Here is a 12,483-nt window from a genome sequence, read left to right on the forward strand (position 1 = left end):
GTCCAGGGCCGGCGCTCTTCATCTCCGCCGGCGAAGCGTCGGGGGACCGCCACGGCGCGGCGGTGGCGCGCGAGATCCGGCGTAAGCTGCCCGAGGCGAGGCTATTCGGGATCGGCGGCCGCGAGATGGACGCGGCCGGCGTGTCGACCATCGCCGGCCTGGACGAGTTGTCGGTCATGGGGGGAACGGAGGTGCTGCGGCGCCTGCCGGGCTTCCTTCGACTGGAGCGCCGGATCCGGCGGCTTTTCGCGACGGAGGATGTCCGGCTGTTTCTTCCGATCGATTACCCGGGGCTGAACCTGCGGCTTGCCCGCGCCGCGCGGCGGCAGGGGCGGCGGGTCCTCTACTACATCGCGCCTCAGGTGTGGGCCTGGCGGGAGGGCCGGGCCCGGAAGCTCCGGCGCGACTGCGACCGCGTACTCACCGTGCTCCCGTTCGAAGCGGCGCTGCTCGAGGGGTACGGCGTGCGCGCAACGTTCGTCGGGCACCCTCTCCTCGACGAGACGCGCGCTCCCGAAGGCGGCGCCGGGGTCGGCGCGGCCGCGGGGCGGGGCCCATCCGGTGCGGGGAGAGTGGTTGGACTCTTCCCGGGATCGCGCGCGCAGGAGGTCCGGCACATGCTGCCGGTCTTCGCGGAGGCCGCGCGGCAACTCGCGCGCTCGCATCGGGACCTCGACTTCATCATCGCGCGCCCCCCGCATCTACCGGAGTTGCTGTACGCGGAAGCGGGATTCCCGACCGCGGGAGCGCGCGAGGTGACCGAGCGGTCCTGGGCGGCCCTCACGAAGTCCGGCACGATCACGCTCGAACTCGCGCTCGCGGGCGTGCCGATGGTCGTGGGCTACCGCATGAGCCGGGTGGAGTGGGCCATCGGCCGCCGGCTGGTCCGCGTCCCGTCCATCGTGCTCGTCAACCTCGTGGCAGAGGCTCCGGTCGTCCCGGAGTTCCTGCAGGACCGGCTGACGGCCGATGGCGCGGCGGCGGCCGTCGAAGCGCTCCTGGCCGAGGAAGCGCCGGCTCGGCGCAAGATGCTGCACGGCTTCGACGTCGTTCGCGAGCGGCTCGGGAAGCCGGGGTGCGCGGCCCGGGTCGCGGGACACGCGGTCGGCCTCCTGGCGGGCCCCGAGTCCGCGCACGGGCCCGGCGCGCCGTGCTGAGCGCGCGCCGCATCCCGCTGGGCGTCGCCGTCCGGCTCGTGCGGGTCGCCCTCCCCATCAGCCGGACGTGGCGCTTTCGGCATCCCGATGATCCCGGCCGGCCGTATCGGCCTCTGCTGAAGCATGAGGTCCACGCGTGCTGGCACGAACACCTCCTCCCACTCACATGCCTCTTCGCGGGCCAAGCACTCGCGACGCTCGCAAGCCGCGACCGCGATGGCGAGATCATCTCGCGCGTTCTCCGACGCCTCGGCTATGGCGTGGCCCGGGGCTCGAGCACGCGTGGTGGCTCGGCGGGGTTCCGCCAGTTGGCCCGCCACTTCACGGCGGGACGCGGCGTGATTCTCACGGGGGACGGGCCGCGCGGCCCCCGACGGTCGCTGAAGGAAGGCGCGTCGCGCATCGCGTCCGTGACGCACAGCGCCGTGAGCGTGGTGGGCGTCGCGGCTTCCTCGGGCCTGCGGCTTCGGAGCTGGGATCGCTTCCTCATCCCGGCCCCCGGGGCGACCGTGTTCGTGTCGCTCGCTCCGGTCGTCGAAAAGGGCACTCCGGGCACCGGAGACATACAGGCCGCGCTCCGGCGCGAAGTGGCGCGCTGTGAGCAGGCGGCGCGCGAGGCCCGCTGGGCCCGTCCGCCGGGAGTCCTGCGCAGTGGACGTGGACGGGGGGGCGCGACGGGCGCATCGCCGGGCCGCGGGCGAGAGACTCCGGCGATGCGCGCGCTCGAACTCCGCCTCCGGGGCCAGTGGCGCCGGAGGCGCCCGGCGCCCGCGCTCGGAGCGCTGGCCCGCGTGTACGGCGGCATCCACGCAGGCCGGCACGGACTCTACGACTACGGCTTCCTCCTCACGCGCTCCGCCGGCATCCCCGTGATATCGGTCGGCGGCGTCACCGTCGGGGGCAGCGGCAAGACGCCGCTCTCCGCGCTGATTGCCCGTGCCCTTCGGGAGGCCGGACACCGCCCGGCCATCCTCGCGAGGGGATACGCCGACGAGCTCGATCTGCTCGCGCACGAGGCGCCAGGGGCGTCGATCCGGGGCCACCCGGACCGGCTCCGGTCGGGGCGGCGGGCGGCGGCGGAGGGGGCGACGGTGGCCATCGTCGACGATGGCTTTCAGCATCGGCGCCTCTTCCGCGACCTGGACCTCCTCGTCCTCGACCGGGACGCCCTTCGCCGCACGAACGGGGCACGACTCCCTGCCGGTCCGTTTCGCGAGCGCTGGGAGCGTGCCGTCGCCCGTGCGGACGCGATCCTCTGCACGGGACGGGAGCCATGGACGGTCGAGCTGTCCCGCTTCGACGGCGAACTCCGGGGCCGGCTCGGGAGTCTGGCCCCCGGCGTCCCCGTGGCGACGGCGGCCTTCGGGCACGGGCCCCTCGAGGCGGCCAACGCGGGAGCGCGCGGCTGGTCCGGATCGCCGGCGCCCCGTCTCGCCTTGACCGGGATCATGAAGCCCAATCTCTTCTTCGCGCAGGCCGGCGCCGTGTGCGCGTCGGTACGGGAGCGACTCGCGCTGAGCGATCACGGGATGCCGTCGGCGCGGGAGCGGATGGCCGCGATCCGCGCGGCGGGGCGGGGCGGCGTGCTCACCACGCGCAAGGATCTCTCCCGGCTCCGCCCGCTCTTCGACGCGGACCTGCCGATCTGGGTGCTCCCCGAGACTCTCACATGGAAGGCCGGCTGGGAAGACGTGAGACGGCTGATTCTCGATACGGCATCGGGCCGGAAAGACCGTGATCCGGCGGCCGAGGGGTGACGCGGATCCTCGTGGCCTCGGTCGGACGGAACCGGGCGACCCCTCTTCGAAGGGCGACGGCGGAGTACGAGGACCGCCTGCGGCGGTACATCCGGTTCGACACCGTGGTCGTCGGCCCGGCGCGACTCCCCGATGCCCGCGCCGTGGAGGCGCAGGAGCGGGAGGCGGCGGCCCTCGAGCGCCGACTCCCGGCCGACCTGGACCTCATCGCGCTCACGCGCGAGGGCGAGCGCTGGACCACGCGGGCCCTCGCGGACTACCTGGACGATATGCGCACGTACGGACGCCCCGGAGCCGCGTTCGCGATCGGCGGGGCGCACGGGCTGGCCCCACGCCTGCTTGCCCGCGCGCGGGCGCGACTCGCGCTCTCGGCCATGACGCTTCCGCACGAGATCGCCCGACTCGTCCTCACGGAGCAACTTTACCGGGCGGCCACGATCCTCCGTGGCGAGCCCTACCACAAGGGTCCCTGAGGGAACCGTGAGCGCCCCGACGAGCGCCCCCGCCGAGTGGTTCCGGGAATGGTTCGGCCGAGCCTACCTCGAGCTGTATCCGCATCGGGATGAGGAGGAGGCCGCCCGGGCGGTCGCGCTCTACCGGGAGCGCGCCGGGCTCGCGGCGGGCGACCGCGTCCTCGACCTCGCCTGCGGCGCGGGACGGCACCTGCAGCGCCTCCGCGCGGCCGGCCTGCGGGCGATCGGGATCGACCTCTCGGCCCCGCTCCTCGATGCGGCTCGCACGCGCCCCGGCGTGGACGGATCCCTCGTCCGCGCGGACATGCGCGGGCTCCCGTTCGCCGCCGGGACGTTCGACGGTCTCGTGAACTTCTTCACCTCCTTCGGCTACTTTCTCACGCCGGAGGAGGACGTGGAGGTCCTGCGGGAAATCCGGCGCGTGCTGCGGCCCGGCGCCCCTTTCCTGATGGACTACCTGCACGCGGCGTGGGTCATCGACCGCCTCGACCCCGAGTCCGTGGGCGAGATCAACGGAACTCCCGTGAGGCAGACGCGGTGGGTGGAGGGAGACCAGGTCTTCAAGCGAATCGAGATCGGCGGCGGCGCGGACCGCGAACCGGAAGTCTATCACGAGCGGGTACGCCTCTATTCCCCGGAGGCGCTGCGCACGCTCCTCCGCGAGCAGGGGCTCGAGGCGACGAACGCTTTCGGTGCATACGACGGGACGCCGTTCCGGGGCGACTCGGCCCGCCTCCTCCTGCTGGGACGGACGCTTTGAGTTCGCCGCAGAACCCGGAACTCATCTCGCGCCCGCTGGGCGTCCCAGGCTCCATCGCCCGCGCCGTATTGGACGCCGCCGGCCCGGGCCTCCTTCCGCTCGCCGGCCGTCTTTCCGCGACCCACGCCCCGCCCCCACGCCCCGCCCGGATCGGACCCGACGCCTTCGGCGTTTCCGGCCCCGGGGTCCGCGACCGCCTCGAGTCCGTCCTCCGGGGGCAGGGGACCTTCGTCACGACGGGGCACCAGCCCGTCCTCCTCCTCGGACCCCTCTACGTCCTCTACAAGGTCCTCACCGCTATCTCGCTCGCCTCCCGCCTCGAGCGGACGCTCGGTGCGCCCGTCATCCCTCTCTTCTGGATCGCCTCGGATGACCACGACTGGGACGAGGTGGGAAGCGCGACGATCCTCGACCGCTCCGACGCGCCGCAGACGCTCGCCCTCCCGGTCCCCCCCGGGGGTGATCGCCGATCCGTGGGATCCCACGTTTTGGACGATTCCTGGATGGATGTCCTCGACGCCCTGCCCGAAATCCTTCCTGAATCGGAGTTTACGTCACACTACCTCGAGCTCGTGCGAGCTGCCTACGCGGAGGGCCAGCCGGTGTCCGCGGCTTTCGCCCGGTTCCTCGCGGGTGTGCTCGGCGATCGGGGGTACGCCTGGCTCGATTCGGCGCGGCCGGAGGTCCGGCGCGCCGCGGCCCCCTTCTACCGCCGGCTTCTATCGGACTGGGACGGGGTCCTCGAGGCCGAGGCGGAGGGTGCGGGCGCGCTGCGGGCGTCGGGCTTCGAGGCCCCGATCTCGCGGGTCGATGATGCGCTGCCGCTGTTCTTCGACGAGGGCGGCGGGCGACACCGCGTCCGGCGCGACGGAACGGCAGCGCCGCAAACCTGGGCCGCGCGGCTGGACGCCGCGCCCGAGGCCTTCTCGCCGAACGTCGCGTCGCGCCCCGCGCTCGAATCCTACCTCCTTCCCGTAGCCGCGACCGTGCTCGGACCCGGGGAGATCGCGTACTGGAGTCAGCTGGGGCCGCTGTTCGAGGCCCTCCGCGTCCCCCTGCCGTCCGTCCATCCCCGCGCGGCGTGGACGCTGCTCGAGGCGCGCACGCGACGGGTTCTCGAGCGCACGGGACTTTCGTCGCAGGATCTCGCCGGGGGGACCGAGCCCGCCGTCGAGCGCCTCACGCGGGAGTCGCGGCCGGAAAGGGTCGAGCGGGCGCTGCGCCGTTTCCGGGAGGGCGCCGAGGCCGGCATGGCCGCGATCGAGGCGGCCGTGGCCGAAGACGTGCCGGGACTGCGGGGGGCGGCGGGGAAGATGCGGAAGGGCATCCTCGACGCGGCCTCCGAGCTGTCCCGCCAGGTGGACCGCGCGACCCGGGAACGGCTCGACGTCCGGCTGGGCCAGGTGCGGCGTGCGGGGGCGAACCTCTTCCCGCGGCGGCGCCCACAGGAACGCGTGCTGAACCCGCTCTCCTTCCTCTGCCGCTACGGGCCCGGACTCGTGGAGCGGTTGGCCCGCGAAACCGACCGCCAGGTCGCGTCCTTCTTGGCGGGTCGCGCGGAAGATGGATAGCTTTCGGCGTTCGCGGGTACACCATTTCGGAACGCGCGGCGGGTACCCCGCGAACGGACGTTCTTCCAGGGAGGGCGCGACAATGGGCGGCACGGGAGATCCGAGATGACCTTCGCCTTCATGGTCGTCCTCGGGCTGATCGTCCTGATCCCCGTACTCGCCATCGTGATCGACTCTCCCCTCTCCGAAGCCCTGGCGCGCCGGATCGGGAACACCGACTCCGGAACGAACCAGTCCGCGCGCATCGACGCGCTGGAGCAGGAAATCCAGTACCTGACGCAGGCGGTCGAGGACATTCGGGAAGAGACCACCTTCGTGCGCGCGCTCGTGGAGGGAGACCAAGCGCTCCCGGCCCTCCCCGCCCGTGATGCGGGACGGCCGGCCGGAAGCGATGCCGGGAACGACGGGGAGCGTTGATCTGACCGAGGGGAAGCCGCCGGGGCAGGGCCGTTCCGCGACGCGGGTCGCCGCCGGTATTCTCGCCAGCCGCATCACCGGGTTCCTGCGCGATGTCCTCATCGCCGCCACGTTCGGCGTCGGGCCGATCACGGATGCGTACGCGGCCGCCCTCAAGATCCCGAACGCCTTTCGCAACCTCCTCAGCGAAGGCGCCCTCTCCGCCTCTTTCGTGCCGGTGTTCTCCTCCTTGATGGAGCGGGGCGACACGGCCGCGGCGCGGCGGCTCGCGCAGGGCGTGCTCGGCGGCCTCCTCCTCCTCTCCGCCCTCGTCGTGGCCGCGGTCGTCGCCGCCGCGCCCTGGCTGCTGCCGATCCTCGCGCCCGGCTACGACGCGGAGCTGAGCGAGCTTACGACGCACCTCGTGCGCATCCTCTTCCCCATGTCCGGGGTGATGATCGTCGGTGCCTGGTGCCTCGGACTCCTCACGAGCCACCGGCGTTTCTTCCTCCCCTTCGTCGCGCCCGTCGTCTGGAACCTGTCCCAGATCGTCGGCCTCCTGCTGGGGGCGCGGCTGGGGTGGGCACCGCTCATCGTCGTGCTCACCTGGTCCACCCTCATCGGGAGCGTGCTGCAGGTCGCGATCCAGCTCCCCGCCGTATACCGCCTGCTCGGGACGCTCCGGCCCCGGGTAGACTTCCGTTTCGAGCCTACGCGCCGCGTCGCGCGCAACGCGATGCCGGTCGCGGCGGGGCAGGGGATCTTCCAGCTCTCGAGCCTGACCGATGTATTCATCGCCAGCCTCCTCGCCGAGGGCGCGCTCACGGGCATCTACTTCGCCCAGCGCATCGCGATGGTGCCGATGGCCCTGTTCGGCGCCTCCGTGGCGGTGGCGGCGCTGCCGGAGATGTCCCGCGAGAAGGGGGTCGAAGCGCTGCGATCCCATCTCTCCACCGGCGTGCGGCGCGTGGCCTACTTCATCCTTCCATCCGTCGCCGTGCTCCTCCTGCTCGGAGACCTCGTGACGTCGCTCATCTACGAACGGGGAGCCTTTGAGGCCGAACACGTACCGGTCGTGCGGTGGGGTCTGGGTGCCTACGCACTGGGACTCGTTGCGACGGGTCTCACGAAGCTGTTCGCGAGCGCGTTCCACGCCCTCCAGGACACGCGGACGCCGGTGAAGTACGCCATGGCCGGGGTGGGGACCGGCATCCTCATCGGGGCGGCGACCGCGCTGTGGATGGAGGACCGCGGGTTCGGGCTGCGCGCGGCGGCCGGCCTCGTCTTCGGCAGTTCGGTCGGGGCCTGGGTCAACCTCGTCCTCCTCATGCGCGGACTGGGACGGCGGGGTGCGGGGGGATGGTTCCTCCCGGTGCGGCGTTCGGTCGGTCGCATGGCCGCGGGCGCCGGCCTCGCGAGTGGCGCCTTCCTGGTGATTCGCTCCCTGCTCGTGGCCCGCCTCCCGGACGGGTTCCTCGGCGACGCCACCCTCCTCGCGGCCGCGCTCATCGCGGGCGGGCTCTGCTATGTCGGCTGCGCCGGCCTCCCGACCGGACTCCGGGTCGTCGGCGAGGCCCTAGCTGGGGAGGGGGGAGGATGAGCGGCAAGGGAGGCCCGGGCCCCCACGCGTCGCAGCTCGACGGGCTTCGCGAGCAGGCGCGGGGGCTGGGTCACGAACCCGGAGTGTACCTGTTTCGGGATGCCGCCGGGGACGTCCTCTACGTGGGAAAGGCGAAATCGCTCCGCTCGCGCGTCGCCTCCTATTTCGGCGCCGAGGCGAGCCGTTCCGTGAAGCTCGTCCGCCTCGTGCGGGAGATCGACAGCATCGAGACCTTCCCCGTGCGCTCGGAAGCCGAAGCCCTCCTCCTCGAATGGAATCTCATCCGCGAGTTCGGGCCGCGCTTCAACATTCAGCTCCGCGACGACAAGAGCTATCCGTACATCAAGGTCACGGTCGGCGAGCCCTTCCCGCGGATCTTCGTGACGCGGCGGCTGAGGGATGACGGTTCGCGGTATCTGGGTCCCTTCACGGATGTCGGGGCGATGCGGCGGGCGCTGCGCACGATCAAGAAGATGTACACCGTGCGCTCGTGCCACTACCGAATGCCGGCGGAGCTTCCGCCCCGCCCCTGCCTCGACTATCACATCGGGCGCTGCAAGGCGCCGTGCGCGGGCCTGCAGTCCGAAGCGGACTACCGGTCGATGATCGACGAGATCCTCGAGATTCTCGGAGGGCGGACGGGGGCCGTGAGGCGCTCGGTGGAGGACCGGATGGCGGAGGCCGCCGAAGCGCTGGACTACGAACGGGCGGGGGAGCTGAGGGACGTACTGCGCGGCCTCGATCAACTCGAGAGCCGGCAGGCGGCGATCGACCCCAGGGGCGGGAGCCACGACGCGATCGGATTCGCGCGCCAGCCGGCCGGCGGGTCGGTGTGCGGCATCGTGCTGAGGGTGCGGGAGGGAAGGCTGGTCGGTCGCCGGCTCCACTATCTCGCGAACGTCGGAGATGAGCCGGACGAAGCCGTGCTCGGAGCCCTGGTGAAGGGGTACTATCTGCGCCAGGCGGACGATGTCCCCTCGGAGTTGCTCGTTCCGGACGCGTTCGACGAGCAGGACCTCGTGGAGGAGTACCTTTCCGGGGTCGCCGGACACCGCTTCCGCATCCGGGTGCCCGCGCGCGGACCCGGGCTGGAGCTGACGCGGGCCGCCAGCCGAAACGCGGCGCACGTGCTGGAGCGGGACCGGGTGGAGCGGGGGGACGAGGCGGGGACGGGGGCCGAGGCGGCGGGACCGCCGGCCGCGGCGGCGCGGCTCGCGGAGGCGCTCGGGCTGGAGACGCCGGCGCGGGACCTTGTCTGCTTCGACGTGTCGACGCTCGCGGGCCGGGAGTCGGTTGGCAGTTGCGTGTGGCTCCGGGACGGGCGGCCGCACAAGGATGAGTACCGGAGGTTCCGGATCCGGGACTCGGAGGAGGGAAGGACCGATGACTACGCCATGATGCAGGAGATCGTGTCGCGCTACTTCGACCGCCGCGTCCGGGAAGGGCGCGCGCTGCCCGACCTCGTCGTCGTGGACGGGGGCAGGGGACAGCTGTCGGCGGCGCGGCAGGCCATGGATGGCGCGGGCGTCTCGGACCTGCCCACCGTGGCCCTCGCGAAGCGCGAAGAGGAGGTGTTCCGGCCCGGGGCCCCGACCCCGTTGCGGCTTCCGCGCGCCGACCCGGGGCTGCACTGGCTGCAGCGGGCGCGCGATGAGGCCCACCGCTTCGCGCTCCGTTACAACCGGACGCTGCGTCGCCGTCGCGCGCTCCGATCGAGGCTGAGCGAGATCCCGGGGGTGGGGCCGGAGCGGGAGCAGCGTCTGCTGGAGCGGTTCGGCAGTCTCGACCTCATCCGGAGGGCCACGCCCGCGCAGCTCGCGCGCACGCCGGGGATCGGCCCTGCGACCGCCACGTCGATCCTCGCCGCCCTCCACGAGGAAGACTCGGCGCGGGGAGCCGTCTCGTGACGCGCGGCGGACATCCCTCCGCGGGTCTGTGCGCGCGCTGCCGTCACCGCCGCTGGATCCGGAGCGACCGCGGGTCCGCCTTCCTCCTCTGCCGGCTCTCGCGCACGGACGCGCGTTTTCGGCGCTATCCGACGCTGCCCGTGCTGCGCTGCGCCGGATTCCAGGCGGAAGCAGAAGAGTCTCCGTGACCGCTCCGACCGCTTCGACGGCCCGCGTCCGGACCCGTTTCGCGCCGAGCCCGACCGGAGCCCTCCACCTGGGCAACGCGCGCACCGCGATCCTGAATTGGCTCTTCGCGCGGCGGCACGGCGGCGCCTTCGTGCTCCGCCTCGAGGATACGGACACCGAGCGTGCCGTACCGGGGGGAGAGGAGATCATCTACGAGGCCCTCGACTGGCTCGGCATCGCCCCCGACGAGGGCCCGCGCGAGGGAGGACCGTTCGGGCCGTACCGCCAGTTGGCGCGCGCCGACCGGCATCGGGCCCGCGCGGCGGAGTTGCTGGAATCCGGGAGGGCGTTCCGCTGCTACTGCCGGCCGGATGAACTCGAGGCGAGGCGGGAGGTGGCGATCGCCGCGGGGGAGCCCACCGGGCGCGATGCGCGTTGCCGCAACCTTCCTGCCGGGCGGGCGCGCCGCCACGAGGCGGAGGGGCGGGGGGGCGCCATCCGGCTTCGCATCGAATCCGGGCCCGTCGAGTTCACGGACCTCCTGAAGGGCACCCTCTCGATCGACGGCGACGACCTGGGGGACCTCGTCCTCGTGCGGAGCGACGGGCGGCCCACGTACAACTTCGCGGTCGCCGTGGACGACATCGAGATGGAGATCAGCCATGTGATCCGGGGCATGGGCCATCTCTCGAACACGCCCAAGCAGGTGCTCCTCTACCGGGCCTTCGGGGTGAAGCCGCCGGAGTTCGTCCACATCCCGACCGTCCTCGCCCCCGGTGGAGGGAAGCTCTCCAAGCGGCGTGGGGCGGCCGGCGTCCTCGACTACCGGGAGCGGGGGTTCCATTCGGACGCGGTGCTCAACTACCTGTCGCTTCTCTCGTGGTCCTCGGAGGACGGGGAGGAGTTCCTGAGCCGGGAGGCGCTCGTGGAACGGATCGACCTCGGCCGGATGGGGGCGGCCGATGCCGAGGTGGACGAGGAGAAGATGACCTGGCTGTCGGGACAGCACCTGCGGGCGGAACCGGCCGATCGGCTGGCCCGCGAGTGGGCGGGGCGGCTCGACGTGGAAGGGCTGGGGCTGGACGACGCCGATCTCCGCCGCGCGGCGGAGGTGTTCGCCAAGCGCACGCGTCTCCTCTCCGACGTAGGGTCCGAGGTCGAGCCGATCTACCGTGCGCCGGAGACCGGCGGGTCCGCCGCGCGGGAGTCGCTCTCCGCCCCCGCGGCCGCGACCGCGATCCGCCTCGCCCGCGCGGTGTGGGCGGACACCGCGTGGCGACCCGAACCCCTCGCCGCGGCGCTTCGCGGCGCGATGCGCGACGCCGGGCTCGCGGGGCGTACCTTCTTTCCGCCCGTCCGGGTCGCCCTGACCGGGCAGCTTCACGGCCCCGACCTCGGCGAGGTCGCCTACGCGCTCGGACCGGAGCGCACCCTGGCCCGCCTGGCGGCGGCGACAACAGCGGCGACAACAAAGGAGCGAAGCGAATGAGCTGGCGCCTCGAATGCGGCCTCTGCGAGCGACCCGTTGCCCGGGGGCTGGCCACCGTGTGCCCGGACCCCGACTGCGGAAAGCCTCTGCTGGCCCGGTACGACCTCGGAGCCCTGAACGGGGAAGCGCTGCGGCGGGCGTGGAGCGGGCGGCAGGGCGGCATGTGGCGTTTTCGCGAGATCATGCCCGTCGAGCCGGACGAAGATCCCGTGACGCTCGGGGAGGGCGGCACGCCCCTGTTCGAGATCGAGATCGGAGGGGAGCTCGAGGGCCTGACGCTGCTGGTGAAGGACGAGGGCCTCAACCCGACCGGGAGCTTCAAGGACCGAGGCCTGTGCGCCGCCGTCACGCGGGCGGTGCACGAAGGGGCGACGGATCTCGTCATCCCGAGCGCCGGGAACGCCGGAGCGGCCCTCGCGGCCTACGCGGCGCGCGCGGGAGTGCCGTGTCGCCTCTTCATCCCGGAGGACACGCCGGAGGGCGTCGCCCGGCGCTGCGAGCATTACGGTGCCGACATCGTCCGGGTCGACGGACTCATCGACGAATGCGGCCGTCTCTCGGCCGAGTACGGCGCGGAAACGGGCGCGTTCAATATCTCCACGCTCAAGGAGCCCTACCGGATCGAGGGCAAGAAGACGATGATGCTCGAGATCGTCGAAGCGCTCGGCTGGCGCGCACCGGACGCCATCGTCTATCCCACCGGTGGCGGCACCGGTCTTATCGGGAGTGCCAAGACGCTGGCGGAGCTGCGTGAACTCGGCCTGATCGACGGGGACACACGCCTCTACGCGGTGCAGGGCACGGGTTGTGCCCCCATCGTGCGCGCGCACGCGGCGGGTGAGATGTACGCTGAGCCGTGGCGGAACGCTTCGACCGAAGCCTGGGGACTCCGGGTCCCGGGGGCGCTCGGAGATTTCCTGATGCTCGATGCCATCCGCGAATCGGGCGGCGGCGGCGTGGCCGTTTCCGACGAGGCGATGAAGGACGGGGCCCTCGAACTCGGCGCGGCCGGCGTGGGGGCCTCGATCGAAGGCGGGGCCACGCTCGCGGGAGCGCGGGAGCTCAGGCGATCCGGAGCGTTGCGCGATGGAGAAACCGTCGTCCTCTTCAACACCGCACACCTCCTCACGTACTAGCTGGCGGTCCGCGGCAAACGCCCGTGGGGCTCCGTGCGCCGCGGGAGGCTTCCGGCTATCTTTACCGTG

At 72.5% G+C, this 12,483-nt stretch carries 11 protein-coding genes; all 11 read left to right on the forward strand.

Annotated elements, in window-relative coordinates:
- Positions 1-20 precede the first annotated feature (20 nt).
- The 11 genes from OXN85_09325 (at position 21) to OXN85_09375 (ending at position 12,414) form a co-directional block, all read left to right on the forward strand.
- A complete protein-coding gene (locus tag OXN85_09325) occupies positions 21-1,157 on the forward strand; it encodes a lipid-A-disaccharide synthase (GenBank protein ID MCY3600160.1) in 1,137 nt (378 codons plus the stop codon).
- Positions 1,151-2,914: a tetraacyldisaccharide 4'-kinase gene (locus OXN85_09330; GenBank protein MCY3600161.1), complete on the forward strand. Its 1,764-nt coding sequence runs from the start codon at positions 1,151-1,153 to the stop codon at positions 2,912-2,914. Before OXN85_09325 ends, OXN85_09330 begins: the two co-directional genes overlap by 7 nt.
- Positions 2,911-3,387: a 23S rRNA (pseudouridine(1915)-N(3))-methyltransferase RlmH gene (locus OXN85_09335; protein ID MCY3600162.1), complete on the forward strand. Its 477-nt coding sequence runs from the start codon at positions 2,911-2,913 to the stop codon at positions 3,385-3,387. Before OXN85_09330 ends, OXN85_09335 begins: the two co-directional genes overlap by 4 nt.
- A 7-nt stretch (positions 3,388-3,394) precedes the next feature.
- Positions 3,395-4,147: a class I SAM-dependent methyltransferase gene (locus tag OXN85_09340; GenBank protein ID MCY3600163.1), complete on the forward strand. Its 753-nt coding sequence runs from the start codon at positions 3,395-3,397 to the stop codon at positions 4,145-4,147.
- Positions 4,144-5,718: a bacillithiol biosynthesis cysteine-adding enzyme BshC gene (gene bshC / locus OXN85_09345; GenBank protein MCY3600164.1), complete on the forward strand. Its 1,575-nt coding sequence runs from the start codon at positions 4,144-4,146 to the stop codon at positions 5,716-5,718. Before OXN85_09340 ends, bshC begins: the two co-directional genes overlap by 4 nt.
- Positions 5,719-5,823: 105 nt before the next feature.
- Positions 5,824-6,135, forward strand: coding sequence for a hypothetical protein (locus tag OXN85_09350; GenBank protein MCY3600165.1), 312 nt, complete (start codon positions 5,824-5,826; stop codon positions 6,133-6,135).
- Positions 6,110-7,714 (forward strand): murein biosynthesis integral membrane protein MurJ, encoded by a 1,605-nt coding sequence (murJ, locus tag OXN85_09355; protein MCY3600166.1) that lies wholly within the window; start codon positions 6,110-6,112, stop codon positions 7,712-7,714. Before OXN85_09350 ends, murJ begins: the two co-directional genes overlap by 26 nt.
- Positions 7,711-9,621 carry an excinuclease ABC subunit UvrC gene (gene uvrC, locus OXN85_09360; protein MCY3600167.1) on the forward strand — a complete coding sequence of 637 codons (1,911 nt, stop codon included), beginning with the start codon at positions 7,711-7,713 and terminating at the stop codon, positions 9,619-9,621. The genes murJ and uvrC overlap by 4 nt, the downstream gene beginning before the upstream one ends.
- On the forward strand, positions 9,618-9,809 hold the full coding sequence (locus OXN85_09365) for a hypothetical protein (protein MCY3600168.1): 192 nt from the start codon (positions 9,618-9,620) through the stop codon (positions 9,807-9,809). Before uvrC ends, OXN85_09365 begins: the two co-directional genes overlap by 4 nt.
- Positions 9,806-11,278, forward strand: a complete 1,473-nt coding sequence (gene gltX / locus OXN85_09370; protein ID MCY3600169.1) for a glutamate--tRNA ligase — start codon at positions 9,806-9,808, stop codon at positions 11,276-11,278. Before OXN85_09365 ends, gltX begins: the two co-directional genes overlap by 4 nt.
- Complete coding sequence (locus OXN85_09375) at positions 11,275-12,414, forward strand: threonine synthase (GenBank protein MCY3600170.1); 1,140 nt, start codon at positions 11,275-11,277, stop codon at positions 12,412-12,414. The genes gltX and OXN85_09375 overlap by 4 nt, the downstream gene beginning before the upstream one ends.
- Positions 12,415-12,483: the final 69 nt, after the last annotated feature.

The sequence above is a fragment of the Candidatus Palauibacter australiensis genome (genome assembly GCA_026705295.1).
In the GTDB taxonomy this organism is placed as follows: Bacteria; Gemmatimonadota; Gemmatimonadetes; order Palauibacterales; family Palauibacteraceae; genus Palauibacter; species Palauibacter australiensis.